Here is a 24582-nt window from a genome sequence, read left to right as displayed (position 1 = left end):
TCGCGTCTGTGGGAGAGGTGTATCTATAGCCCCTCGATGTCGAGGATGAAGGCGAATTCGCCGGCAAGCCCCGGCGAGTAGGCGATGACGGGTCCGCCCTGCGCAAGCAGTTTGTCTACCGGTGGCATCGCCACCGCAGCGCCGGCCTCTTCGGCGATCAGCGCGCCGGCGAGCATGTCCCAGGCATTGAGATGGCGTTCGTAATAAAGGTCGGCAGCACCCTCGGCAACGCGAACGAGGTCAATCGCCGCCGCGCCCATGCGGCGATAATCCATGCCGCGTTCGTGGAGCCGCCGCGAGAGCGCGAGATGGTCGTCGAAACTCGTCTTGCGGGAATGGCCGAGAATGACAAGAGCATTGGCCGGATCGGCGGTCGCCGCAGCACGGACCGGAATCCCGTCCTTGAAGGCGCCACCGCCGCGCACGGCGTGAAAGACTTTGTCTCCGGCGGCGTCGTAGACCACGCCGATCTCCACCTTTCCGCCGACGACGAAGGCGATCGAGACGCCCCAGTGCCGGAAGCCCCTGATATAGTTGGTCGTGCCGTCGATCGGATCGACGACCCAGGTGCCGCCCTCGCCCGATCGTCCGCCGCTCTCTTCGCCCATGAACGTATCATCAGGAAAACGCGAGAGTAGGCCGTCGCGTATTGCCTGCTCGGCCCTCCTGTCGGCGATGGTGACGAAATCCTGCAATCCCTTGTTCTCGACGGCAAGCGAGCCGGGGTCAGAGTCGCGCCGAAACCGGGCAACCTCCCGTCCGACCTCGAGGGCGACGGTGATGGCGACCTCCGCCCGTGCGCGGATGGCGGCGGGATCGAATACGGAATTCATCACGCAGTCCTTCTTTTGATCAGTGTCACCGGCGTGAATTCGACACGCGCCGTCAGGTCCGGCTCGACTATGCGGCTCATCAGCAGGTCGACCGTCTTTTCGGCCTGGACGTCGCAGGGTTGGCGGATGGTCGTGAGATCGTAGGCGGCCCAGCTCGCCTGAGGAATGTCGTCATGGCCGATGATGGAGAGCGGCGGCGCATCCTCGCGGCCGCGGCCCTGCATGATGCGATCGACCACGCCGCAGGCCATGTAGTCGTTGGCGCAGAACAGCCCGTCGATGCCGGATGCGGCAAGTTCGGCTGCAGCGTCGTAGCCGCTCCGGTAGTTGTTGATCCTGACCTGCAGAAACTGCGCCTCGACGCCGAACTGCTTGCAGCGTGCGATGAAGGCCTCGCTGCGCCGCCGCGCCGTATAGGATATGGCAGGGGCGGCCATCACGGCGGGCTTTCGCACACCGCTGTCGATCAGGTGGGTGGCGGCGAGATGGCCGGCCATGCGGTCGTCGGAGATGATGCGGTCGACGAAGGGAATGTCGTTGCCCTTGTTGATCAGCACGATCGGCACACCCTCGGCCGCGCACTGCTCGCAGATCTCGGTCGGCGGTGCGTCCGAGGTGACAATGACTCCTGATACGGCGTAATGCAGCAGCTGGCCGATGACCGTCGAAGTATCGGCCTCAGGCGAGGTTGGCAGCAGGATGGGGCGGAAATTGCGGGCGAGCAGCACTCTTGCCAGATTCTCGATCTGCAGCGTGCGGAACGGATTGTCGAGGCCGGCAGCGACGAGGCCGACGAGATCGGAGCGTTTGTTGGTCAGGCTTCGGGCAAGATAGTTGACCCGGTAGCCGAGTTCCTTGGCGGCTTGGTAGACCTTTTCGCGCGTCTTCGGCGAGACGCTGGCATCCGGCGTGAAGGCGCGCGACACGGCAGCGCGCGAGACGCCGGCCACGCGCGCCACGTCGAAGGAGGTTACCTTGCGCGGTCCCTTACCCTTGTCTGCCAACTGCTTTTTCCCTGCCTGCCGGGGGCCGCATCAGATCGGGCAGATCCGTGCAGATGCCGAGAACCGGAAGTTTCATGATATCAGCGAGGATGGCCGGCCGTTCCTCGTGCCAGAGCACGATTTCGCGGCCTTCCTCGAAGGCGCGGCGCATCAGCGCGTCCGTCACCAGATCCTGCGGACGCTCGCCTGCCCTCTCCCAGCAAAGATGCAGAATATCGGCGCCGGCCTCGTCGCCGAGCGCATGCGGATCGTGGCCGACACGGATCAGCACGGAAAGCGGAAAATCGCAGGCGGCGTCGCGAAGTTCGCGCACCTGAGCCGTATCGAAGGAACCGAGACAGGCAAAACGCTGGTTCATCTCGGCAAGGTGCCGCCAGCAAAGCAAGCCGGTTCCGGGCGCTTTGAGTTCGACGTAGAGACCGGTTCCGGTCTCGCGGCCGAGAGCGGCAACTTCCGAAAAACTCGGCACGTCGACGCCGTCGAGCCCTGCAAGCTCCGCCGCCGTCATCTCGGAAATGCGGTGGTCGATGCCGAAGACGCGCTCGAGGTGGTCGTCATGCGAGACCACGACCACGCCGTCCTTGGTCAGTTGCGTATCGAGCTCCCACATCTCAGCCCCGAGTTCGGCGGCGCGGCGGAAGGCGGTGATGGTGTTTTCGCGTTCATGGCCGCTGGCGCCGCGATGGCCGATGCAGAAGGGAAGCCGGCCCTTGCCCGACGGCCAGCCGTAACGCTCGAAAAATGCCGAGAAATCGCGGGTCATCAGAGCCTCCTGCCATTTTCGTCGAAAACGAATACGCCGCGGCTGTCGATCGCCCAGCGGACGTCGTCGCCGACGTGAATATCGCTGCGGACCGGCTGGATCGAACGCAACAGCGGTCCACCGGGAAGAGCCACGTCGTAGAGGTTCTCGCGGCCCTGCGTTTCGGCAAAGGTGACCTTGCCCGGCACGGTAATGTCGCCTGCCGGCGTGAAATGCTCCGGCCGGACGCCGAGCATCAGCTTGGTACCTTCGGCGGCGCCGATGGTCACAGGCAGCGGCACGCGGATCTCGCTTTGCGGGATGGTGAAGGCGCCCTTGTCCACGACGCCGCGCAGGAAGGTGATCGGCGGATTGCCGAGAAAGCCGGCAACGAAGGCGGTCTTCGGATCATTGTACATCTTAGCCGGCGTGGCGATCTGGACGATCTCGCCCTCCTTCATGATGGCGATGCGGTCGCACATGCTCATCGCCTCCACCTGGTCGTGGGTGACGAGAATGGCGGTGATACCGGTTTCGCGCTGCAGGCGGCGGATTTCCGATCGCATTTCGAGGCGCAGCTTGGCGTCGAGATTGGCGAGCGGCTCGTCGAGCAGCAGCACATCCGGCTTGCGGATCAGCGCGCGCGCCAGGGCCACACGCTGCTGCTGGCCGCCGGAAAGCTCGGCCGGCCTGCGGCCCATCAGGTTGCCGATCTGAACGAGGGCAGCGATGCGGTCGACTTCCTTGCGGATCTCGGCAGCCGGCATGCCCTTCACCTTCAGCGGAAAGCCGATGTTCTCGGTGACCGTCATGTGCGGATAGAGCGCATAGGACTGGAAAACGACGCCGACATTGCGGGCCTGGCTCGGCAGATCGGTGACATCGCGGTCGCCGAAGAGGATGCGCCCGCCGCTCGGCCGGTGGATGCCGCAGACGGAAAACAGCGTCGTCGATTTGCCGCAGCCGGAAGGGCCGAGCAGCGCCAGCATCTCGCCGCTGCCGACTTCGAGCGTCATGTTCTCGATGACTTTGGTGGAGCCGAAGCTCTTCGAAAAATTGTCGAGGAGGATGCGCATCAGCCTTTGCTCCCGCCGCCATAGATGTTCATGAGATATTTGTTGAAGAGCGCGTAAACGATCAGCACCGGAACGAGGTAGAAGACGCCGACCGCTTTGAACATGTTGAAGTCATAATTGTTATCGTCGGCGAGGAAGGCCGCGAGATAGACCGAAAGCACCTGCACCTGATTACCAGGCGCCAGCACCTGCGGCAGGATGAATTCGCCCCAGCCGGAGAGGAAAGAGAACAGGCCGAGCGCCATGATGCCGGGCTTGACCTGCGGCAGCACGAGGCTGCGCCAGACCCGGAAGCGCGAGGCGCCGTCGACGACGCCGGCCATCTCGATTTCCCACGGCACTGTGTCGTAAAAGCCCTTCATCAGCCAGATGCCGAGCGGTAGGTCGATCGCCGCCTTTACCAGGATGACGCCGAGCAGCGAATTGTAGAGGCCGATCATCTGCAGCACGATGAAGATGGCGATGATCAGCGTCACGGACGGGAAGGCATGCAGCACCATGACGCCGGCAAGGAAGAAGCCGCGCGCCGGTACGTTCAGTCGTGACAGCACATAGCCCGCCATCGACGAGACGATAAGCACGAGGCTGGTGGTGCAGGCAGCAAAGAGCAGCGTATTCACAGTCACCTGCCAGATGTTCGCCTTGCCCTCCGTCGTCTGCCACAGGAAGCGCCAGTGGTCGAGCGTCAAGCCCGAAGGCAGCAGCGCATCCGCCTGCTTGACCGTCACAGTGTCGAGGAAGAGATAGACATACATCAGGAGCAGCGGCAGGCTGACGATGGTCAGCGCCGTTATGACCGGCCAGCTGCGGTAATTTGCCGAGGGCTGCGATCGTTCGGCCATGGTCAATCCTCGATCAAGGGCTTGGCGACAAGCGTGCCGTAGTTGAAGACGCGCAGATAGAGCAGCGACAGCGTCACGCCGATGACGACGAGCACCAGCGCCATGGCGGCACCCAGCCCGTATTCCAGGTTGCCGGCATAGTTTCTGAGCGCCGTGTGATAGGCAGAGAGCGCCCAGACTTCGGTCGCATTGCCCGGTCCGCCATTGGTCGCGAGCAGGATTTCATTGAAGGAGGCAAGCAGCGACAGCGTCTGGTAGCAGGTGACGAAGAGGATCGGCCAGCGCATCTGCGGCAGGATGATGTAGCGGATCTGCTGCCAGCGCGAGGCGCCGTCGACCTCGCTCGCATAGAACTGGCTCTTCGGAATGGCCTTCATCGCCGAGGAGAAGACCAGCATGCCCATCGAGGCGCCGATGAAGCCGTTGATCAGCACGACGAAGAACCAGGCGTTATAGGCGTTGTCGAGAAGATAGTTCTTTGGCGGATAGCCGAACTTGCCCATCAGGATCGAAATGAAACCGGTATCCCAGGCAAGCCACTTCCATAGCATGACGTAGATGACAACAGGGGTGATGCGCGGCAGGAGCCAGATGCCGCGGAAGATCGAGGCTGGCGTCGGCGGCATGTAATGCGTCCAGATGGCCAGCAGCAGCGCATAGCCGACATTGAACAGCATCAGCACCAGCGCGACGTAGAGCACGGTATTCAAGAGCACGCGCGCCATGTCGGGTGAGGTTGTCATGCGCGAGAAATTGTCGGTCGTCCAAACCCAGCCGGTATAGGTGGCCTTGGCGACCGTTTCCTTCTGCTCAGCTGTCAGTTTGAAACCCAGACTATCCAGCGCCGAAAAGAGCTGCTCCTTGCTGTCGAAGCGGGTGTTGAGGACGGAGCGGTTGAACTGTTCGGAGATCTGCTTGACATCGCGCGTCGAAGGCCGGTCGGCGAGATCCTTGATCATGCGCTCGACGTCGCGGCGTGCGGTGAACACCTCACCTGCATGTTTGGTGCGCAATTCCGCGGCAATCCCCGGTGTCAGCCCGAGGCCCTCGACAGCCTTGATCCCCGCCTCGTCGATCGTGTAGCGCGGTTCGGCCATTTCGGCGGCAATATCGGGCAGCGCCGATTTCAGCGCAATCAGGGAATTCGGTGCGATCTGGTAGACACCGCCTGATATGCCGGTCGCCGTCGTCATGCTGGTCATCGAAAAGACCGCCGTCAGAACGACCGGCATCAGGAAGAAGAGGATGATCATGATCGCGGCAGGCGCGATCATCACCAGTCCGAGCGTTCTGGACGATTTCATGGAAGCCCCCTCGTCGCGGACCGACCGGGCGGCGCTGCCGCCGCCCGGAAGAGTGCTTCGATCTTAACGGATGACGATCTTGTCGCCGAGCGTGCTCTTCAGCTCGCTCTCTGCATCACTGACCGCGGCGTCTACGGTCTTGGCGCCGGTCCAGGATGCTTCGAGGTTCTTCCACATGATGTTCCAATATTTGCCGAAATCGGAATTGTTCGGCATCGCATTGGCATGCGGCAGCAGGCGCTCGGTGGCTTCACGGGTCCAGCGGTCGGCCGAATAGAAGTCGACCGTCGATTCCGACTTGGAGATGCCGAGATGAGCTGATTTGACCGCATGCAGCGCGTTGGTGCGCGGCTCGGAGGCGATCTTGACCAGCTGGGCGGCGATCTCGGTGTCTTCCTGGTCGTGACCTGCGGTCAGCAGGTAGACGAGCGGATGGGTCAGCGTGTTGGCCTTGCCGCCTTCGCCGGCGGGGATCAGCGTGAAGATCACGTTGCCGAAGAAGTCCTTCAGGCCCTCCTGATTGACGAGGCGGGCATAGTGCCAGGTGCCGCCGTCCCAGATGCCGGCCTTGCCGGTGGCGACTTCCTTCCACCACTGGTCGCCCGGCATGCCGATGTGGTTCTTCTTGGTGACGCCTGCCTTCACGGCATCGGCGAAGAACTGATAGGTGCGGGTCATCGCCGCCTTGTCGAAAACGAGCTTGCCGCCTTCTTCCATCGTGCCGCCGAAGCTGGTGTAGAACTGCCAGTAATCAGGGCCGTTGCTGGTGCGCGGATAAAAACCGTAGCCGGCCTGGACGAGGCCCTTGTCCTGCATCTTCTTGGCGTCTTCGAGCAGGTTCTTCATGGTGTACTTGCCGTCCTGGACGCTCTGCGGCAGCGCGTCCAGATCGGCATCGCTGTAACCGATCGCCTTCATGTAAGGCTTCCAGAAGAACATCGGGCGGGATTCAGCGTCCTGCGGGATGCCGTAGACGGTGCCGTTATAAGACGCGATCTTCAACAGGTTTTCATAGATGTCGCTGAGCGGCCATGAGTCGAGATCGACATAATCTTCGATCGGAACGATGAGGCCCGCCTGCGACCAGGGTGCGATGTCTTCATGGCCGCTGACGACGATATTCGGGGCGGTCTTGGCTTCGGCGGCAAGGGTCAGCGCCTGCTTGAAGTCGTCCCAGCCGGAATAAGGCTTCTTCTCGACGGTGATCTTCAGGTCTTCGCCCTTCAGAGCGGCTTCGCGCTGCAACTGCTGGGCTGCGATCTCGATGGCGTCGAGGCGATAGACGTCGTTCGGGCCGGTGCCGCCGGCCCAGACGCTGATGTGAACGTCCTTGGCGAGTGCAATTGCGGAGGTCGAGGCCAGGATGGCGGCTGCGACGGCAAGCGATTTCAGAGTCGGCAAAATGGTCATCTTCTTCGTCTCCCTAGAAGAGCAGTGTGAGGCCTCTTGACGGGTCAGCACTGCTGATGATGACCGCTCCGAAACCCCACGAAAACGTGGCGTATCCCGCTCTAGGGGTTGAACGTAACGGCCGAATGACAAAATTGAGCACGTGTGCAAAATTATTATGACGATGTCCGCGCGACTTGCAAGCGGCGGTTTTCGACAGGCGTCTTTTACGCTTCAAATTGCGTATTTCCTGGGCTAGCATCGCGTCATGAGCCTTGAATCTGTCCGCGCCTTCCTCAGCGCCCACGCACCCGATATCGAAATCATCGAAACCGCCGAGAGCTCCTCGACGGTGGCGCTTGCCGCCGAAGCCCACGGCGTCGAGCCAGCCCAGATCGCCAAGACGATTTGCCTGCGCGTCGGCGAGCAGATGATGCTGGTCGTAGCCGGCGGCACGGCAAGGCTCGACAATCGCAAGTTCAAAGACACCTTTGGCGCCAAGGGGCGCATGCTCGGCGCTGAGGAGGTCGTGGCGATCACCAGCCATCCGGTCGGCGGCGTCTGCCCCTTCGGCCTGCCTTCGCCACTGCCCATCTATTGCGATATCTCGCTGAAACGCTTCGATGAAGTCGTGCCGGCGGCCGGCTCGACGAACTCGGCCGTGCGCATCGAAACTGGGCGGTTGGCCGAGCTGACCGGCGCCAGTTGGGTCGACGTCTGCCAGTAATGAAGCCGAAGAACTTCACACCGGGGAAAGAGTACCTATATTAGGTCCCGACATGCCGTGATTGTGCATGACAGGAGATCAGGAATGCCGAGTGCCGTTTCGCGTTTTGCCAAGATCGCGGCAATTGCCGCACTGACGAGCGCCACCGTTTTTGCTTCCCTCGACGATGCCGAGGCGCGCCGCGCCGGCAGCTTCGGTTTCGGAAGCCGCGGCACGCGCACCTTCCAGGCCCCGCCTGTCACCCGCACCGCACCTGCCCCCGCAGCGCCGATCGAACGGTCGATGACGCCGCGTCCGCAGACCACGGCACCTGCTACCGCTCAGCAGCCCCTCGGCGCTCAGCGCCCCGGTTTCTTCGGCGGCTTCGGCCGTTCGATGATCGGCGGTCTGATTGCCGGTGGCCTTCTCGGCATGCTGCTCGGCCACGGTTTCGGCGGCGGCTTCGGCTTCCTCGGAATGTTGCTGCAGATCGCATTGATCGGCGGCGCCGTCATGCTCGCCATGCGTTATTTCGCCAACCGCCGCCAGCCTTCCTACGGCGTCGGCGGCCAGAGCCAGTCCTATAACATGTCGCCGACGAATAAGTCGTCCTTCCAAATCCCGGCGATCGGGTCGGGAGGCGGTTTCGGTGGGCAGTCGCGCAGCAATCGGCCGAGCGACGAGATCGGGTTGGCGCAGGCCGATCTCGATCAGTTCGAAGAACTGCTGACCCAGGTGCAGACCGCTTACGGTGCCGAGGATTACGGCACGTTGCGCCGGCTGACGACGCCCGAGGCGATGTCCTATCTTGCCGAGGAACTCGGCGAAAACGCTACCAACGGCGTGCGCAACCGCGTCTCCGACGTCAAGCTGCTGCAAGGCGATATCGCCGAGGCCTGGCGCGAAGACGGCCAGGAATTTGCGACGCTCGCCATGCGTTATTCGTCGGTCGACGCCATGGTCGAACGCGACAGCGGCCGCGTTGTTTCCGGCGACGACCGCCGTCCGAGCGAAAGCACCGAGGTTTGGACCTTCGTGCGCAAGCCCGACGCCGACTGGAAGCTCGCCGCGATCCAGGGTTCCGAGCAGCGCGCCGCCTGAGGCGGCGCGTCACGTCGGCATTCTGTTCTAGTTCACTTCGACCGGTTTGGAACGCATGCGGGAAACCGTCTCGCGTTCCGCCCGCTTGCAGCGCATCGGCGGCAAGCCGCGATCCATCAGGTCCATGTCTTCGAGCACCATGTCGCCCATTTTCTTGAAGGCGCTGTCAAGCGCCCCAGCCCGATGCGCCGAGCGGATGAAGCCTTTCAGGCTTCGCACCGGATGATCGGTCGGCAACGGTTCCTGGGGGTAGACATCGCTCGCGGCGACGATGTGGCCTGACGATACGGCCGCCATCAGCGCATCGAAATCGACGACATCGGCGCGGCTGAGCAGGATGAAGGCCGCGCCCCTGCGCATGCTGGCGAAGGCCTCAGTGCCGAGAAATTTGCTGTTTTCGCTGGTGACGGCGGCGGCGACGAAAATGAAATCGCTCTTTGTCAGGACGTCTTGAAGGCTTGCGGGCTCGACGCCGTTTTCCTCGAGGACCGAGCGCGGCAGCCAGGGATCGAACACCCTGATGCGGGCCCTGAAGCCGGACAGGACCCGGCGCAGCGCTTTGCCGAGATCGCCGAAGCCGACGATGCCGATCTCGGAGCCGGCGATCAGCCGCGCGCTTGCATTCCCCTCACCGCCCCAGAGTTCCGTGCCCTGGCGGAAAGCGACATCCGCGTCGACGATGCCGCGCGCTAGGGCCAGCGCGAAACCGAGGCCAATTTCGGCGACCGGCTCGGCAAAGACCTGCCCTGTGGTGACGACATGGATGCCGCGCTGGAAGAGCACCTCATAGGGCATGTTGTTGAGAAGATTGCTTTCGACGTTGAGGATCGAGCGCAAGGCCGGCATTCTGGCCAGTGTTTCGGCCGAAAGCGGCGGCTGGCCGATGATGTAGCGCGCGCTTCCGAGGATCTCGTCGCCGAGCCCGGCGATATTCTCGGGATCGGCCTCGACGATCTCGTATTTCGCATGCAGTTCGGCGCGCGCCTTGTCGCTGAAAATCAGATCGAGCGTGCGCGGCTCGGGCGCGCTGATCGCCAGCGGCCGTTCGGTATTCGTCATGGCGTCTCCTCCATCACGGCGGTCTGCGCCGTCTCTGCCGGACGATTGATAGCCTCTGTGGGGGACGGTTTCCAGTTCGATCTTGAGTCGCGGGGCGCTGGGAGAAGCTATCGAAAGCGGCATCTGCCTATCAGATAAGCACTTGAATTGGCTTGGTATTTCATGGCATTTTCGTTGACGGCGCGAATTCTTTGAACTAGCGTGATGTACGCGACTTGGAACCATGCCGGTGTTCGGCAGCCGCAGGATATTCGAAAATTCACGAGGGGAATGAGCAATGAAATCAGCAATCAAGAGCGGCCTGCTTGCCTTGGCTGCCGCAGCGCTTCCAGCCGTCGCCTCGGCCCATCCCGCGATCGGCGAAGCTGCCGGCTTCAGCCATGGCTTTGCCCATCCGATCTCTGGCCTCGATCATGTCCTCGCCATGGTGATGGTCGGTGTTTTCGCATTTCAGCTCGGTGGCCGCGCCACCTGGCTCGTGCCGACGACCTTCGTCCTGGTGATGGCGCTCGGCGGTGCCCTCGGCGTTGCCGGCATTGCCGTTCCCTTCGTTGAAATCGGCATCGCGCTGTCCGTCGTCGTCCTCGGCGCCGTCGTTGCGCTCAACGTCAAGGCGCCGCTGGCCGCAGCACTTGGTGTCATCGGCGTCTTCGCTATCTTCCACGGTCACGCACATGGCGCCGAAATGCCGGAAAATGCCGCCGGCGCCGCCTATGCCGCCGGCTTCATGATCGCAACCGCACTGCTGCACCTCGCCGGCCTTGCGCTTGGTTACGTCATCGGCCGGGCCGGTGAACGTCAGGGCGTTTTCGTGACGCGTACGGCCGGCGGCATTGCCGCCATAGCAGGCGTCGGTCTTCTGGCCGGCTTGATCTGAGCCTGACGGCATTTCTGAACCAAAACCAGGCGGCGGCCTGGACATCTCAATCCGACAGAACGCCCGGCATGCGTAACGCATCGCCGGGCGTTTTTGCGTCGTCGCTGCAAAGCGCTACGGATTTGATCCAAGTCAAATTCAGCCACGTCGCGTCCGGCTATATCTAGCCAAGGATCAACGAAGGGACATCCAAATTGACGCAGGCCAGCCTTGCCGATTGCCGGAGGAACGCGAAGGTCAGTATAGTGATTTCAGAAATTTCTGAAATCACAGACGCAACGGAAACGACCATGAACCTTCCGCCTCTCGTCCAGTCCTTCGTTCTCCACTTCGGCGAAATGGGGTCGCGCTGGGGAATCAACCGCACGGTCGGCCAGATCTACGCCCTGCTCTTCGTTTCGCCCGCGCCCGTCTGCGCGGAGGAGATCGCCGAATCGCTCGGCATCTCGCGCTCCAATGTGTCGATGAGCCTGCGCGAATTGCAGGCCTGGAACCTCGTCATCCTGAAACACAAGCCGGACGATCGCCGCGATTTCTTCACCACGCCGGACGATGTCTGGCACATATTGAGGACGCTGGCCGAGGAGAGAAAGAAGCGTGAAGTCGATCCGACGCTTTCGGTTCTGCGGGAGATCCTGATGCAACGGCCGGCGAGCGACGCAGAGCGGCATGCGCAGCAGCGCATGAGCGAGATGCACACGCTGATCGAGCAGCTGACGCATTGGTATGAAGACGTGAAACAACTTGAAACAGAAAGGCTTGCAACGCTACTCTCGCTCGGCGCGAAAGTGACCAAGCTTCTGGAGGCCAAGGACCGGGTCGTTTCGCTCGGCCGTAGCCGCCAGCCGAACCCTGCGAACAAGAGTTAGCGCCATGGGCACTGCTTTCTTCGACGCGAAGGACACACAAGAGGCTCGGCCACGGGATGGTGGTGCCGTTACGCCCGGCCGCGACGGGGCGAAAATCGGGCTCCGCAGGGCGGCGATGCTGCAGGCGCTGGCTGCGGCCATCTGGATTCCGCAGGCCGGATTGCTGGCCGTCTCGGTCGGGCGCATCGCCGATGGCGGCGGATTGCATGACGTTCTCTGGCCAGCCCTCGGCATCCTTGTCCTCGGATTTGCAAGAAGTTGTCTCGACGCGGCTGGCGGCCGCCTGGCCTTTCACGCCGCCCGCGCCGAGCTCAGCCGCAGGCGGCAGATTGCCGCCGCGGCCCTTTCCATGTCGTCGCCCATCGATCGCGGCCGCCCCGCCTCTGGTAAAGCCGCAAGTGTCATTGGCGAACAAGCCGAACTGATCGTGCCTTATCTCGCCCGTTTCCAGCCGGCGCGCATGAAGGCGAGCCTCGTGCCGCTCATCATCCTTGCCTTCATCCTGCCGGTCTCCTGGATCGCCGCGCTGGTTCTGCTATTCGCCGCGCCGCTGATCCCGATCTTCATGGCGCTGATCGGCTGGCGTGCCCAAGCGGCCAGCGAAAAACAGCTCGTCGCGACCGGCGGCCTCAACGGCTTCCTGCTCGATCGGCTGCGCGGACTGGCGACCATCCGTGCGCTCGACGCAGTCGATGCAACGGCACTGCGCCTACGGTCGGAGGCGGAGTCGCTGCGCGCGCGCACCATGGCGGTGCTGAAGATTGCCTTTCTGTCTTCGGCGGTGCTCGAGCTTTTCGCCGCGCTCGGCGTGGCGATGATTGCGGTCTATGTCGGTTTCAGCCTGCTCGGCGAAATTCGCTTCGGCACTTGGGTGGGCCGGCTCGACCTGACCGAGGGACTGTTCATCCTGCTGCTTGCGCCGGCCTTCTTCGAGCCCCTGCGCGAACTCTCGGCTGTCTGGCACGATCGGGCGGCCGGCGAAGCGGCGCTGAAGGCCCTGGACGCCCTCGCTGCCGGCGGCCTGTCCATTCGAGGAGCAGTCGACGTCGCGCCAGCGGTCTCTGCCGTCGCCGAAGCGCCGGCCATCCGTCTTGAGAATGTCGATTTCCGCTACGCCGCCACTGAGCCGTTGATCCTCGACGATTTCAACCTCGATATCGCGGCCGGCGAACATCTGGCGCTTCTTGGCGCCAGCGGTTCCGGCAAGTCGACGCTTCTTTCGCTGATTTCAGGACTGGCGCCCTGCACCGCTGGCCGCATCGTCATCGGCGGCATCGAACTTGCGGATGACAGCGCCCACGCCTTGCGCGGCAACATGGCGTGGATCGGCCTGAGACCGCATATTTTCGCCGGCACCATCGCCGGCAATATCACGCTCGGCAGGCCCGGTATCCCACGCGGCGATGTGGCAGATGCACTTGACGCCGCCCGGCTCGGAAAAGTCGCCGCCGCCTATGGCAACCGGCCGCTCGGCGAAGGCGGGATCGGGCTTTCCGGCGGCGAGGCACTTCGGCTTGCGATCGCTCGGGCCGCCTGCAATCCGCATCTCCGGATTATCCTGGCCGACGAGCCGACAGCGCATCTCGACGCCGCCACCGCTGCCGAGGTTACCGACAGCCTGCTTTCGCTCGCCAGGGGCCGCACTTTGATCGTCGCGACCCACGATCCGCTGCTTGCCGCCCGCATGCATCGCGCCATGCGCATCGATGCCGACATCGTTATGAGGGAGGCCGCTGAATGAGCGGATTTGCTGCAGACCTCAAGCCGATCCTGCGTCTGTTCCTTGCCGAGCGCCGGCGTGCGCTGTTGCTCGGTGCAGCACTTTCGGCAGCGACGGTGACAGCCGGCATCGCCCTGCTCGGCCTGTCCGGCTGGTTCATCACCGCCACCTCGCTCGCCGGCCTTTCGGCCGCTGCCGCCATCACCTTCGACGTCTTTGCGCCCTCAGCTGGCATCCGCCTGCTCGCTATCGTCCGTACGGCCGCGCGCTACGGCGAAAGGCTTGCGACCCATGACGCAACCCTCAGTGTGCTCGCCGCCCTGCGCGAAAGGCTGTTTCGCGGCTTTGCCGAACCGGGTGCGGCTCGCACCCTTTTGCATCGTCCCGCAAAGCTGCTCTTCCGGCTGACGGCCGATATCGATGCGCTCGATTCCCTCTACCTGCGCATCCTCGTGCCGGCCGCGGTCGCGATCGGTGCAGCCCTGGCGGCAAGCGTGGTGCTGGGGTTGATGCATCCCCTGTTCGGTCTGTGCTTCGGCCTTTTTCTCGCCGGTGCCGGCCTCGCCCTGCCCTTGATCGCCGGGCGGGCGGCGCGCAAACATGCCCGCAGACGCGCCCATGGCATCGAGGCGCTGCGGTCGCGAACGATCGATCTCGTTGCCGGCAAGACAGATCTGCTGATGGCCGGCCGCCTTGCCGCGCAGACAGGTATCATCGCTGCGGCCGACGCCTACTCTGCCCACGCCGACGACCGGCTGAACCGTGTCGAAACCGGCCTGACATTCGGCTTCGGCCTTGTCTCGACCCTGCTGCTGACGGCATCGCTGCTTGCCGTTGTGGCACTTGCGGAAACGAAGGTGATTACCGCTCCTGTCGCCGCACTCGGCCTGCTCGTCGCCTTTGCGGCAGTCGAACCCTTCACAGCGCTACGCCGTGGTGCCCTGGAACTCGGTAGGACGCTGCTTGCGGCAAGGCGCATCGCGCCGCGGCTTGCCGTTGCGGCGGCACCCGAACCATTGGCGGTGCCGTTGCCGGGAGGCGTTTTTTCGCTGGCGAAGGTGTCAGCCTTCCATGAAAACTCCACCGTGCCGGCGCTCGAGGATATCGAACTCACGCTTCAACCGGGCGAACGCCTCGCCGTCATCGGCAGCAGCGGTGCCGGCAAGTCGAGCCTGCTTGCCCTCCTTTCCGGCGAATTTCCGGCAAGGAGGGGAAGCGTTGCCGCGATGACGGCAACGCTGCTGACGCAACGGACGGAGCTTTTCGAAGACAGCCTGCGCGGCAACCTGCTCCTTGCGAACCCGGATGCGAACGAGGCCCGTCTTCGCGAAGCGCTTGCCGCCGCCGGCCTGCTTACCGATGTCGAGGCCATGCCTGGGGGGATCGATACGCGGCTCGGCGAAGGTGGCCTTGGACTTTCAGGCGGCCAGTCGCGCCGTCTGGCGCTTGCCCGGCTTTTCCTGCGCGACACGCCGCTCTGGCTGCTCGACGAGCCGACCGAGGGCCTCGATGGTGTCACTGCCCGCGACGTGCTCGCCCGTCTTTCCGCGATGGCGGCGGGCCGCTCGCTGGTGATCGCAACGCATATCCGCCGCGAGGCTGCGATTGCCGACCGCATCGCCGTCATCGAAGGCGGCCGTATCACAGAAATTTCGCGCCGCGGAGAGGCGGCGTTCGAAAAGGCGCTCGACCGGCTTCGGCCGGACTGAGCAAAACCGCATGCCCTGAGCGCTGATCGGCGCTGAGGAACGCCTGTACCGCGTGGGACCGTGGGAGAAAGACAATGGAACTAGATATCGTAGCGCTTTCGCGCTTCCAGTTTGCGCTGACGGCGCTTTACCACTTCCTGTTCGTGCCCCTGACGCTCGGCCTGTCCGTGCTCTTGGCGATCATGGAAACCGTCTATGTCATGACCGGCCGCCAGATCTGGCGGCAGATGACCAAATTCTGGGGCGGGCTGTTCGGCATCAACTTCGTGCTCGGCGTCGCCACCGGCATCGTCATGGAATTCCAGTTCGGCATGAACTGGAGCTACTACAGCTACTATGTCGGCGACATCTTCGGTGCGCCGCTGGCGATCGAAGGCCTGATGGCCTTCTTCCTCGAGGCGACCTTCGTCGGACTGTTCTTCTTCGGCTGGGACAAGCTGTCGAAGGTCGGGCATCTCGTCGCCACCTGGGCGGTGGCGATCGGCTCGAATTTTTCGGCACTCTGGATCCTCATCGCCAATGGCTGGATGCAGAACCCCGTGGGATCGGCGCTCAATCCGCAGACGATGCGCATGGAAATCACAAGCTTTTTCGACGTGGTCTTCAATCCCGTCGCCCAGGCGAAATTCGTCCATACGGTGTCGGCAGGTTACGTCTGCGCCTCGATCTTCGTGTTAGGCGTCTCCGCCTGGTATATCCTCAAGGGCCGGCATATCGAACTTGCCAAGCGCTCGATAACGGTCGCCGCCTCCTTCGGCCTCGCCTCGGCTCTATCAGTCGTCGTGCTTGGCGACGAGAGCGGTTATCTCGCGACCGAGAACCAGAAGATGAAGCTCGCGGCAATCGAGGGCATGTGGAAGACGGAACCGGCGCCGGCGGCCTTCACCGCCTTTGGCTTCCCCGACCAGGAGGCGCGCGAAACGCATTTTGCCGTGCACATTCCCTGGGTCATGGGTCTGATCGGCACGCGCTCGCTGACGACCGAAATCCCCGGCATCGACAAGCTCGAACAGCAGGCCGAAACCCGCATCCGCGACGGCATCAAGGCTTACGACGCGTTGATGCAGATCCGTTCGGCACCGGCACAGGACCAGGTTGCGCAGGAAGTGCGCACCTCTTTCGAGGATCTCGGCCATGATCTCGGTTACGCTCTTCTTCTGAAGCGCTACGTCGACGATCCGCGCCAGGCGACCGACGAGCAGATCGTTCAGGCCGCGCGCGACACCATCCCGCACGTGCCGACGCTCTTCTGGTCCTTCCGCGTCATGGTCGGTCTCGGTATGTTTTTCATCCTGCTGACGGCGACCTTCTTCTGGCTGTCGGCGCGGCGCCAGCTCGAAAAGTACCCGCTGCTTCTGCGGATCGCGGTGTTTGCCATTCCGCTGCCTTGGGTCGCCATCGAATTCGGCTGGATCGTCGCCGAGTTCGGCCGCCAGCCCTGGGTGATCGAAGGCGTGCTGCCGACGGCTGCTGCCGTCTCCAGCCTCGGCGCCAGCACGGTGCTTCTGACCATCATCGGTTTTGCGGCACTCTATACGACGCTGATCGTCATCGAGATGAGCCTGATGATCAAGGCGATCAGGCAAGGGCCGGAGCCGGACGACGAGCCGGAAGCCCATCTGATTTCCGAAACCCTCGTCCCGGCCGCGGAGTGACCTGCCATGATCCTTCACGAACTCATCGACTATGAAACCCTGCGTCTCATCTGGTGGCTGCTGCTCGGCGTATTGCTGATCGCCTTTGCGACGACAGGCGGTTTCGATCTCGGCGTCGGCACACTGCTGCCTTTCGTCGCCCGGACCGATACGGAACGGCGCGTGGCGATCAACACCATCGGCGCCACCTGGGAAGGCAATCAGGTCTGGCTGATCCTCGGCGGCGGCGCCATCTTTGCTGCCTGGCCACCGCTTTATGCGGTGTCCTTCTCGGGCTTCTATCTGGCGATGTTCGCGATCCTCTTCGCACTCATCCTGCGCCCGGTCGGTTTCAAATACCGGTCTAAGCGGGAAAGCGCCAGCTGGCGCAGCGGCTGGGACTGGGCGCTCTTCGTCGGCGGTTTCGTGCCGTCGCTGATCTTCGGCGTCGCCGTCGGCAATGTGCTGCAGGGCGTGCCTTTCCGCTTTGCCGACGATATGCGGATCTTCTATGAGGGCTCGTTCTTCGCGCTGCTCAACCCCTATGCGCTGCTCTGCGGCCTGCTTTCCCTAGCCATGCTGACGATGCATGGTGCGGCCTGGCTGGTGTTGAAATCGAGTGGCCCGGTCGCAATGCGTGCCAGAAGCTATGGCAGCATCGCCGCCCTTGCCGTTATCGTGCTTTTCGCACTCGGCGGCCTCTTCCTTTGGATCGGCGTCGGTGGCTATCGCATCACCAGCGATATCAGCCCGATCGGTCCCTCCAATCCGCTGCTGAAGACCGTGGCGCTGGAGAAAGGCGCGTGGCTTGCCAATTACGGCGCTCATTCGTGGATGATCATCGCACCCGTCCTCGGCTTCGTCGGCGCGGCACTGGCCTTCATTGCCATGCGGGCAAGGCGCGAGATCATGACGCTGCTTTTCAGCAAGGTGGCGATCTTTGGCATCATCTCGACGGTCGGCCTGTCGATGTTCCCGTTCATCCTGCCCTCCTCGCTCGATCCGCGATCGAGCCTGACGGTCTGGGATGCATCCTCCAGCCACATGACACTGTTCATCATGCTTGTGGTGACGGTGATCTTCGTGCCGATCATCTTCGCCTACACAGCCTGGGTCTACAAGGTTCTGTGGGGCAAGGTCGATGAGAAGTCGATCACCGATAAAAATAGCCACGCTTACTAGAGCGGCTCAGCAGAACCGCTCTAACCTTTTGTTTTTACGCAATTCCGGACGGAAAACCGCTTCGCACTTTTCCTGGAATTGCTCTGAGGGAGATGAAACGATGTGGTATTTCGCATGGATCCTCGGCCTGCCGCTGGCCGCCGCCTTCGCCGTCCTCAACGCCATGTGGTATGAGCTGATGGACGACGCAGCCAGGAAGAAAGCTTCCGAGCTGCGCAAGTAGAAATGCAAAGGGCGCGGTTCAAACCGCGCCCTTTCCTGTTGCTTCAGCCTTCCAGCCACTTCACCTGCTCGGGTGTGAGCTTGATGTCGAGCGCCGAGAGACTGTCTTCCAACTCGGCGACGGTGCGCGGCCCGATCAGCGGAATGACCGGGAAAGGCTGGGCGATCACATAGGCGAGTGCGATGTGGATCGGATTGCGGCCGAGTTTGTTGGCAAGCTCGATGGCACGGTCGCGGCGTCCGAAGTTGCGCTCGGAATACCAGACCCGGACGATCTCCTCATCGTCGCGCTTGTCGCGGCCGGCGCGGTCGGTAAAGAAGCCGCGGCCCTGGCTCGACCAGGCAAAGTTCGGGATCTGCTTCTCGTTCAGCCACTTTTTCCAGTCGTCATCGGAAGCGGCGACGCAGCCGGCCCAGATCGGGTCGAGCATCTCGGCGAGCGAGAAGTTGTTGGAAAGTGCTGCCGGCGCCGTCTTGCCGGTTTTTTCGGCATAGGCGATCGCCTCGTCGAAACGCGCCCGGGTCCAGTTCGAACCACCGAATATGCCGCGGATGCGTCCGCGCTTGACCTCCGCATCCATGGCATCGACGAACTCGCCGACCGGCACGTCGGTATTGTCACGATGCATGAAATAGATATCGACATAGTCGGTCTTCAGCCGGGAAAGCGACTGGTCGAGCTGCTTTGCGATCATATCGGGATAGCAGAGCGGCGAATGCGCACCCTTGCCGATCAGCACGATCTCCTCGCGCGGCACCTTTCGGCTCGTGTGCCAGTCGCCGAAGATCGCCTCCGTCTTGCCGCCGCCATAGACATAGGCCGTGTCGAAGGCATTGCCGCCGGCCTCATAGAAGGCGTCGAGCGTCAGCGAGGCGGAGGCAAAATTCGGGAAGAATTCGAAGCCGAGTGTCACCACCGAGGCCGGCTTGGAAATGCCGGGAATCTGACGCTGCGGAACGCTGTTGCCGCGCGCGACCGTGCCGCCAGCAATGTTTGCCGTGCGCTTGCTGGCTTTTTCCACGCCGTATTCAAGACCGACCGAGGCGCGCCACTGGTCGAGTACACGCAGGTTTCCGATCGAATCTGCCCAGCTCATGCCAGGAGAGCTGAATTCGGTCTTGCCGGCGCGGATGGCATCGCCGGCCGCATCCGCCTCGAAGGAATAGAGCCAGCGGTCTTCCCTCAGTTCGACGGTTTCTCGGCTGCCGCCCTTGAAGATTTCGATCTTGCCGACGCCGCCCTTATGGCCGGAGGCGAACCAGAAGTCCTGAACCTCGATCCGGCCCTCGGACCCGATGATGCGCAGCACATTGTCCTGCTGCGCCATGATCGAGCAGGAGACTTCGGCGATGATCTCGTTCGGGAACTTGAGCACGGCAGATGCCCATTCATCGACGCCGCTCTCTCCGAGATGGGCGACGCCCGAAACCTTCTCCGGTTCGAGGAAGGCCTTGCCCTCTGCGGCGCCTGATATCAGCCTGGCCATCGAGACCGGATAACCGCCGACATCGAGAATACCGCCGCCAGCGGTATCGTTGGCGAAAAGCCGGTGTTCCGGCTTGTAGCTGCCCATATTGAAGCCGAAGCTCGAGCGGATGATCCGAACGGTGCCGATGACGCCGCTTTTGACGAGCTCGACCAGCTTCTCGGTCTGCGGATGCACGCGGTACATGAAGGCCTCGCCGGCAAAGACGCCGGCTTTTTTCGCCTCGTAGTAAACCGCTTCGGCATCATAGGCCGAGAGGGCGATCGGCTTTTCCACCAGGATGTGCTTGCCGGCGCGTGCCGCCTTGATCCCCCATTCGGCATGGCCGGTGTGGGGGACGGCGATATAGATCGCATCGATCTCCTTGTCGGACAGCAGCGCCTCGTAACCATCGACGATGCGGGCGCCGGGGAAACCTTCGGCAAGGCCCGGCTTTGCAGGATTGCGGGTGGCGATCGCCACCAGCTTCCCTGTGCGAGAATGAGCGACGCCATCGGCAAAGGTGCGGGCGATGGTGCCGGGGCCGATGATGCCCCAGCGGATTGGTTGATCTGAAGTCATGGAAAATCCTCTTTCGTCTTTCTGTCCTGGGATTTGGTTCAGCGAAGCCGTTTGCCGGCGCCGTCGAAAAGGAATGTGCGGCTGGCGGGAAGGCCGACTGTCAGCGTTTCGCGATTGCCGGCGACGCGCGATTCCGGCCGCTCGATGATCAGTTGCTCGGGACCGATGGTGGCGTAGATGTAACTGGTATTGCCGAGATGTTCAGCGACGTCGATGGTGACGGTGAGGTCGGCATCGCCCGTGCCCGCATCGACGAAATGTTCCGGACGGATGCCGAGTGTTACCTTTGCACCGGCTTCGATCGGATCGGTGACCGGCAGCGTCAGACGGGTATTGGCGTCACTTTCCAACGCGATCACCGCCCTGCCCGGCTGCGCCTCGACCACCACGGCCTTCAGGAAATTCATCTTCGGTGAACCGACGAAGCCGGCGACGAACTGATTGGCGGGGTCGTCGTAAAGGTCGAGCGGCGCGCCGATCTGCTCGATATTGCCGGCGCGCAGCACGACGATCCTGTCGGCGAGTGTCATCGCTTCCGTCTGATCGTGGGTGACGTAGATCATCGTCGTGCCGAGCTGTTTGTGCAGTCTGGAGATTTCGACGCGCATCTGCACGCGCAGTTCCGCATCGAGGTTCGACAAAGGTTCGTCGAACAGGAAGACCTGTGGTTCGCGGACGATGGCGCGGCCGATCGCGACACGCTGGCGCTGGCCGCCGGAAAGCTGCTTCGGCCGCCGCTTCATCAACTCGGTGATCTGCAGGATCTCGGCGACATGGCGCACGCGCCGCTCGGTGTCGGCTTTGGGGTTGCCGTTCATGCGCAGGCCGAAGCTCAAATTTTCCTCTATGGTCAGGTGCGGATAGAGCGCATAGGACTGGAAGACCATGGCGATGCCGCGATCGGCCGGCTCGACGTCGTTGACGACCCTGCCGCCAATCTGAAGCTCGCCTGATGTAATGTCCTCGAGGCCGGCGATCATCCTGAGCAGCGTGGACTTGCCGCAGCCGGAGGGGCCGACGAAGACGACGAATTCGCCGTCCTTCACCTCCAGATTGGCGCCGTGGATGATCTCAAAGCCGCCGAAGCGCTTGACGATGTTGCTGAGTGAAAGCTCTGCCATGCAGCCTCCCGATTATTTGATTGCGCCGGCCGCGATGCCGGCGATGAAATGGCGCTGAAGAGCCACGAAGATGACGAGGATCGGCGCCGTCAGCAGTACCGCGCCGGCCATGATGCCGCCCCAGGAGACCTTGGTGAGGCCGATCAGCGTTCCCAATGCCACAGGCGCCGTCATCATCCCCGGTCTGGAATTGATCAGCAGCGGCCAGAGGTAATTGTTCCACGAGTGCAGAAAGAGAATGATCGCCAATGCCGCCATGGTCGGGCGCGCCAGTGGCAAGGCGATGCGCAGGAAGATCTGCCATTCCTTGACGCCCTCGACCCGGGCCGCATCGAAGAGCTCGCCCGGCATCATCGAGAAGGATTGCCGCATGAACAGCACGCCGAGCGAATTGAACAGTGGCGGCACGATCAGAGCTACCCAGGTGTTTGCCAGCTTGAACTCGCGCGCCACCATGATGAATTGCGGGATGACGACCACGGAGAAGGGAAGCGTGATCGTGCCGAGGATGATGGCGATGACGACGGAGCGGCCGACGAAACGGTAACGTGCCAGTGCCCAGCCGGCCATCGAAGTCAGCAGCACCGAGAGCACTGTATAGATGAGCGCCACGCCGATGGAGATCACCATTGCTCCGATGAAATCGGTATCGGCCTGCAGGTTTTTGAAATTCTCGACGAAGTTGGTCGATGGCCAGAGCACGATGTCAGGGCTGAAGATGCCGTTGTCGGGCATCGTGGAGAAGACGAACATCATCCAGAGCGGAAACAGCCAGATTATCGCCAGCGGCGCCAGTGCGGCATGCAACGCGATCTGGCGCAGCAGAAGGGATTGCGATTTGGATTTCATTTCGGATCCCTCCCGACCCAGAGATTGAGAAGCGAGATCGCCACGGCGAGTGCCGCCATCGTATAGGCGATCGCCGAGGCGTAGCCGAAGTTCAGCGAGGTGAAGCCCTGGCGATAAAGCAGCAGGCCGAGGGTCTCCGTACCGCCGCCGGGACCGCCGCGATTGGTGATGAGGAAGGGCTCGGTGAAGAGCTGCATCGTGCCGATCACCGAGAGCACCACGCAAAAGAGGATGATCGGTTTCAGCAGCGGCAGGGTGATGTGGAAGAACTGCTGGACCTTGCTCACCCGGTCGAGTGTCGCTGCCTCGTAGACATCATCGGGAATCGACTGCAGGCCGGCGAGGATGATGATGGCGTTGTAGCCTGCCCAGCGCCATGTGACGGCAAGGATGATCAGCGCCATGGCGGCATTCGCGTTGTCGAACCAGGAGACCGGGCTGAGACCGACGGCCGAGATCAGCTTGTTGATGATCCCGAAATCGAGGCTGAACATCAGCCGGAAGACGGCAGCATAGGCGACCTCGCCGACGACGACAGGCGCAAAGAAGGCGAAGCGGAAGAGCGGCCGCGCTTTCAAGAGCGGCGAATTGAGCATTACGGCCATAACAGTCGCAAGCGCGATCATCACAGGCACCTGGATCACCAGGATGATCAGCGTATTGTAGAGAGCGTTGTAGAAAGCCGGGTCATAGAAGAGCCGGCCCCAATTGGCCTGAAAACTGAATTTCCACGGATTGATTCGGGTGTTCTGAAACGAAATCAGGAACGAATTGATGATCGGCCAGACCCAGAAGGTGGCAAAGACCAGCAGATAGGGGGCGAGGAACGCATAGGCGCTCCGGGTTCTGAACGGCATCAAGCCTCCTCCTCACGAACGAATGACCGGCCGCTTTGCAAACCGGGGGAAAGCCGGGCGCCTGAAGCGCCCGGCATCGTCATTCATTGCGCGATCGGAAGGCCGGTCGCCGATGCGATCTGGTTGGCGGCATCGTCGAGAGCCGCCTTCGCATCGGGATAGCCGCCAGCGAAGAACTTCGTCTGCGTTGCCTTGAAGATGGCTTCCGCATCGCTCTGGAAGGCGGTGCCGCGGCTCGGTACGATCTTCGGCAGTGTCGCCAGAATATCGGCCCAGACCTTCTGGCCGCCCCAATAGGGCTGCGGCTCATTGACGAAGGGATCCTTCTCAGCCGAAAGCAGCGACGGGACCAGACCGAATTCCTTCAGCATGGTGATCTGGCCCTCATCCGTGCCGAGGGCGTAGTTGACGAATTTCCAGGCGGCTTCCTTATTCGCGGATGTCGCCGAAATGGCGAGCGACGAACCGCCGAGATTGGCCGCATGCGGGCCATCGGCCGTCAGGCTCGGCATTCTGTAGACGCCCCACTTGCCCTTAAGATCGGGAGAGGTCGAGCGCACGGTGCCCTCATACCAGCCGCCATACAGCTGGCTTGCGGCCTTGCCGGCGGTATTGGCCTGGATCTTTTCGTCCCAGTTGGCCGACGTCAGCGTCCCGGCATCCTTCATCTCCTTCACCTTTTGCAGCGAGGCGACGCAGGCCGGCTGGTTGATGGTGATATTCTGGCCGTCGGTCGAGTAGTAGCCGCAGCCCTGTTCGTTAGCGATCATGCGAAACCATTCGCTGTCGCCGTTGAAGTCGGCCTGCGCCATGACGACGCCGGGATTGGCGGCGGAAATCTTTTTGCCGGCAGCGATGAAATCGTCCCAGGTGCTGATCGTGCTCGGATCGACGCCGGCCTTTTCGTAAAGATCGCGGCGGTAGAAGACGGCGACAGGACCGGAATCCCACGGCATGGCATAGGCGACATCGCCGACTTCAAGCTCGGTGCGCTTGAAATCTGGGAATTTCGCCTGGATATCGGCCGTGTAGCCGAGCTCCTTCAGATTGGCAAAGCAATCCGGGAAACGGCTCCAGAAGATTTCAGCCTCGAAATTCTCGATGCTGACAATGTCAGGCAAGCCGTCGCCGCCGGCAGCACACGCTGCGAGCGTCTTGTCGAAGACCTGGCTGTTGCCGAGGTCCTCGACGGTGATCTTGATATCGGGAAACTGCTTGTTGAAGCCTGGAAGCGTGGACTTCAATGCCGATGCGGCAACATTCCAGCTCCAGATGGTGAGATTGGCCGACTGCGCGAATGCGGAGCCGGAAGCAAGCACTGCGACAGCTGCGGTCGCAGCGAGAAGTTTGAAGCGCATTGAAAATCCTCCCTTTTCAATTGCCGATCTTACGAACGCGGTTAAACTATCTGTAAGGGAGCGGCTGTCTCCTAAAAAGG

22 protein-coding genes are annotated in these 24582 nt (G+C 62.4%); 9 read left to right on the top strand and 13 right to left on the bottom strand.

What is annotated here, in order from left to right:
* Positions 1 to 23 precede the first annotated feature (23 nt).
* The 7 genes from C3Y91_RS01085 to C3Y91_RS01055 form a co-directional block, all read right to left on the bottom strand.
* Positions 24 to 833 (bottom strand): inositol monophosphatase family protein, encoded by an 810-nt coding sequence (locus C3Y91_RS01085; protein WP_130801240.1) that lies wholly within the window; start codon positions 831 to 833, stop codon positions 24 to 26.
* Positions 833 to 1837, bottom strand: a complete 1005-nt coding sequence (locus tag C3Y91_RS01080; protein ID WP_168574891.1) for a LacI family DNA-binding transcriptional regulator — start codon at positions 1835 to 1837, stop codon at positions 833 to 835. Before C3Y91_RS01080 ends, C3Y91_RS01085 begins: the two co-directional genes overlap by 1 nt.
* Complete coding sequence (locus C3Y91_RS01075) at positions 1821 to 2600, bottom strand: glycerophosphodiester phosphodiesterase (RefSeq protein ID WP_168574890.1); 780 nt, start codon at positions 2598 to 2600, stop codon at positions 1821 to 1823. The genes C3Y91_RS01080 and C3Y91_RS01075 overlap by 17 nt, the downstream gene beginning before the upstream one ends.
* On the bottom strand, positions 2600 to 3655 hold the full coding sequence (locus C3Y91_RS01070; protein WP_168574889.1) for an ABC transporter ATP-binding protein: 1056 nt from the start codon (positions 3653 to 3655) through the stop codon (positions 2600 to 2602). The genes C3Y91_RS01075 and C3Y91_RS01070 overlap by 1 nt, the downstream gene beginning before the upstream one ends.
* The gene (locus C3Y91_RS01065) at positions 3655 to 4497 is read right to left on the bottom strand and encodes a carbohydrate ABC transporter permease (protein ID WP_027688801.1); all 843 of its coding nucleotides are present in this window, start codon (positions 4495 to 4497) and stop codon (positions 3655 to 3657) included. The genes C3Y91_RS01070 and C3Y91_RS01065 overlap by 1 nt, the downstream gene beginning before the upstream one ends.
* Before the next feature lie 2 nt (positions 4498 to 4499).
* Positions 4500 to 5801 carry a carbohydrate ABC transporter permease gene (locus C3Y91_RS01060; RefSeq protein ID WP_130698450.1) on the bottom strand — a complete coding sequence of 434 codons (1302 nt, stop codon included), beginning with the start codon at positions 5799 to 5801 and terminating at the stop codon, positions 4500 to 4502.
* Positions 5802 to 5864: 63 nt separating this feature from the next.
* Positions 5865 to 7211, bottom strand: a complete 1347-nt coding sequence (locus tag C3Y91_RS01055; protein ID WP_018069329.1) for an extracellular solute-binding protein — start codon at positions 7209 to 7211, stop codon at positions 5865 to 5867.
* A 247-nt stretch (positions 7212 to 7458) separates the two neighbouring features.
* On the opposite strand from C3Y91_RS01055, the gene C3Y91_RS01050 reads away from it, so the two are divergent.
* Positions 7459 to 7917 carry a YbaK/EbsC family protein gene (locus C3Y91_RS01050; protein WP_018069328.1) on the top strand — a complete coding sequence of 153 codons (459 nt, stop codon included), beginning with the start codon at positions 7459 to 7461 and terminating at the stop codon, positions 7915 to 7917.
* An 84-nt stretch (positions 7918 to 8001) separates the two neighbouring features.
* Complete coding sequence (locus C3Y91_RS01045) at positions 8002 to 8997, top strand: Tim44 domain-containing protein (RefSeq protein ID WP_168574888.1); 996 nt, start codon at positions 8002 to 8004, stop codon at positions 8995 to 8997.
* A 27-nt stretch (positions 8998 to 9024) separates the two neighbouring features.
* On the opposite strand, the gene C3Y91_RS01040 is transcribed toward C3Y91_RS01045, so the two are convergent.
* Positions 9025 to 10056 (bottom strand): hydroxyacid dehydrogenase, encoded by a 1032-nt coding sequence (locus C3Y91_RS01040; protein ID WP_168574887.1) that lies wholly within the window; start codon positions 10054 to 10056, stop codon positions 9025 to 9027.
* A 277-nt stretch (positions 10057 to 10333) separates the two neighbouring features.
* Between C3Y91_RS01040 and C3Y91_RS01035 the strand changes: the two genes are divergently transcribed.
* The 7 genes from C3Y91_RS01035 to cydX all read left to right on the top strand — a co-directional run bounded on the left by C3Y91_RS01035 (position 10334) and on the right by cydX (position 18270).
* Positions 10334 to 10933 carry a HupE/UreJ family protein gene (locus tag C3Y91_RS01035; RefSeq protein WP_018069325.1) on the top strand — a complete coding sequence of 200 codons (600 nt, stop codon included), beginning with the start codon at positions 10334 to 10336 and terminating at the stop codon, positions 10931 to 10933.
* Positions 10934 to 11223: 290 nt separating this feature from the next.
* A complete protein-coding gene (locus C3Y91_RS01030; RefSeq protein ID WP_130764334.1) occupies positions 11224 to 11802 on the top strand; it encodes a GbsR/MarR family transcriptional regulator in 579 nt (192 codons plus the stop codon).
* A 4-nt stretch (positions 11803 to 11806) separates the two neighbouring features.
* Complete coding sequence (gene cydD / locus C3Y91_RS01025; RefSeq protein WP_168574886.1) at positions 11807 to 13543, top strand: thiol reductant ABC exporter subunit CydD; 1737 nt, start codon at positions 11807 to 11809, stop codon at positions 13541 to 13543.
* Positions 13540 to 15231 carry an amino acid ABC transporter ATP-binding/permease protein gene (locus C3Y91_RS01020; RefSeq protein WP_168574885.1) on the top strand — a complete coding sequence of 564 codons (1692 nt, stop codon included), beginning with the start codon at positions 13540 to 13542 and terminating at the stop codon, positions 15229 to 15231. The genes cydD and C3Y91_RS01020 overlap by 4 nt, the downstream gene beginning before the upstream one ends.
* Positions 15232 to 15305: 74 nt before the next feature.
* A complete protein-coding gene (locus tag C3Y91_RS01015; RefSeq protein WP_130705714.1) occupies positions 15306 to 16886 on the top strand; it encodes a cytochrome ubiquinol oxidase subunit I in 1581 nt (526 codons plus the stop codon).
* A gap of 6 nt (positions 16887 to 16892) precedes the next feature.
* A complete protein-coding gene (gene cydB, locus C3Y91_RS01010) occupies positions 16893 to 18047 on the top strand; it encodes a cytochrome d ubiquinol oxidase subunit II (RefSeq protein WP_168574884.1) in 1155 nt (384 codons plus the stop codon).
* Positions 18048 to 18147: 100 nt separating this feature from the next.
* A complete protein-coding gene (cydX, locus tag C3Y91_RS01005) occupies positions 18148 to 18270 on the top strand; it encodes a cytochrome bd-I oxidase subunit CydX (RefSeq protein WP_018069319.1) in 123 nt (40 codons plus the stop codon).
* Between the two features lie 43 nt (positions 18271 to 18313).
* Here cydX and C3Y91_RS01000 read toward each other — a convergent pair whose 3' ends face one another.
* From C3Y91_RS01000 to C3Y91_RS00980, 5 genes are all read right to left on the bottom strand, one after another.
* Complete coding sequence (locus C3Y91_RS01000) at positions 18314 to 20317, bottom strand: aldo/keto reductase (RefSeq protein WP_168574883.1); 2004 nt, start codon at positions 20315 to 20317, stop codon at positions 18314 to 18316.
* 38 nt (positions 20318 to 20355) lie between these two features.
* Entirely contained in the window at positions 20356 to 21438 is a 1083-nt protein-coding gene (locus C3Y91_RS00995) for an ABC transporter ATP-binding protein (RefSeq protein WP_168574882.1), read from the bottom strand.
* A gap of 12 nt (positions 21439 to 21450) precedes the next feature.
* Positions 21451 to 22287, bottom strand: coding sequence for a carbohydrate ABC transporter permease (locus C3Y91_RS00990; protein ID WP_003549196.1), 837 nt, complete (start codon positions 22285 to 22287; stop codon positions 21451 to 21453).
* Positions 22284 to 23144, bottom strand: a complete 861-nt coding sequence (locus C3Y91_RS00985) for a carbohydrate ABC transporter permease (protein ID WP_018484203.1) — start codon at positions 23142 to 23144, stop codon at positions 22284 to 22286. The genes C3Y91_RS00990 and C3Y91_RS00985 overlap by 4 nt, the downstream gene beginning before the upstream one ends.
* An 83-nt stretch (positions 23145 to 23227) precedes the next feature.
* Positions 23228 to 24502: an extracellular solute-binding protein gene (locus C3Y91_RS00980; RefSeq protein WP_017992297.1), complete on the bottom strand. Its 1275-nt coding sequence runs from the start codon at positions 24500 to 24502 to the stop codon at positions 23228 to 23230.
* Positions 24503 to 24582: the final 80 nt, after the last annotated feature.

The organism is Rhizobium ruizarguesonis (assembly GCF_012349115.1).
In the GTDB taxonomy this organism is placed as follows: Bacteria; Pseudomonadota; Alphaproteobacteria; order Rhizobiales; family Rhizobiaceae; genus Rhizobium; species Rhizobium ruizarguesonis.
The sequence above is the reverse complement of the archived record's forward strand: the minus strand, read 5'-3'. Positions and strand labels throughout refer to the sequence as shown.

Bases quoted from the DNA above. Each gene is read 5' to 3' on its own strand.
- cydB (WP_168574884.1), top strand. From the start codon at position 16,893: ATGATCCTTCACGAACTCATCGACTATGAAACCCTGCGTCTCATCTGG.
- C3Y91_RS01065 (WP_027688801.1), bottom strand. From the start codon at position 4,497: ATGGCCGAACGATCGCAGCCCTCGGCAAATTACCGCAGCTGGCCGGTC.
- C3Y91_RS01000 (WP_168574883.1), bottom strand. From the start codon at position 20,317: ATGACTTCAGATCAACCAATCCGCTGGGGCATCATCGGCCCCGGCACC.
- C3Y91_RS01035 (WP_018069325.1), top strand. From the start codon at position 10,334: ATGAAATCAGCAATCAAGAGCGGCCTGCTTGCCTTGGCTGCCGCAGCG.
- C3Y91_RS01055 (WP_018069329.1), bottom strand. From the start codon at position 7,211: ATGACCATTTTGCCGACTCTGAAATCGCTTGCCGTCGCAGCCGCCATC.
- C3Y91_RS01085 (WP_130801240.1), bottom strand. From the start codon at position 833: ATGAATTCCGTATTCGATCCCGCCGCCATCCGCGCACGGGCGGAGGTC.
- C3Y91_RS00980 (WP_017992297.1), bottom strand. From the start codon at position 24,502: ATGCGCTTCAAACTTCTCGCTGCGACCGCAGCTGTCGCAGTGCTTGCT.
- C3Y91_RS01015 (WP_130705714.1), top strand. From the start codon at position 15,306: ATGGAACTAGATATCGTAGCGCTTTCGCGCTTCCAGTTTGCGCTGACG.
- C3Y91_RS00995 (WP_168574882.1), bottom strand. From the start codon at position 21,438: ATGGCAGAGCTTTCACTCAGCAACATCGTCAAGCGCTTCGGCGGCTTT.
- C3Y91_RS01045 (WP_168574888.1), top strand. From the start codon at position 8,002: ATGCCGAGTGCCGTTTCGCGTTTTGCCAAGATCGCGGCAATTGCCGCA.
- C3Y91_RS01040 (WP_168574887.1), bottom strand. From the start codon at position 10,056: ATGACGAATACCGAACGGCCGCTGGCGATCAGCGCGCCCGAGCCGCGC.
- C3Y91_RS01075 (WP_168574890.1), bottom strand. From the start codon at position 2,600: ATGACCCGCGATTTCTCGGCATTTTTCGAGCGTTACGGCTGGCCGTCG.
- C3Y91_RS01030 (WP_130764334.1), top strand. From the start codon at position 11,224: ATGAACCTTCCGCCTCTCGTCCAGTCCTTCGTTCTCCACTTCGGCGAA.
- C3Y91_RS01060 (WP_130698450.1), bottom strand. From the start codon at position 5,801: ATGAAATCGTCCAGAACGCTCGGACTGGTGATGATCGCGCCTGCCGCG.
- C3Y91_RS01070 (WP_168574889.1), bottom strand. From the start codon at position 3,655: ATGCGCATCCTCCTCGACAATTTTTCGAAGAGCTTCGGCTCCACCAAA.
- cydX (WP_018069319.1), top strand. From the start codon at position 18,148: ATGTGGTATTTCGCATGGATCCTCGGCCTGCCGCTGGCCGCCGCCTTC.
- C3Y91_RS01020 (WP_168574885.1), top strand. From the start codon at position 13,540: ATGAGCGGATTTGCTGCAGACCTCAAGCCGATCCTGCGTCTGTTCCTT.
- cydD (WP_168574886.1), top strand. From the start codon at position 11,807: ATGGGCACTGCTTTCTTCGACGCGAAGGACACACAAGAGGCTCGGCCA.
- C3Y91_RS00990 (WP_003549196.1), bottom strand. From the start codon at position 22,287: ATGAAATCCAAATCGCAATCCCTTCTGCTGCGCCAGATCGCGTTGCAT.
- C3Y91_RS00985 (WP_018484203.1), bottom strand. From the start codon at position 23,144: ATGCCGTTCAGAACCCGGAGCGCCTATGCGTTCCTCGCCCCCTATCTG.
- C3Y91_RS01050 (WP_018069328.1), top strand. From the start codon at position 7,459: ATGAGCCTTGAATCTGTCCGCGCCTTCCTCAGCGCCCACGCACCCGAT.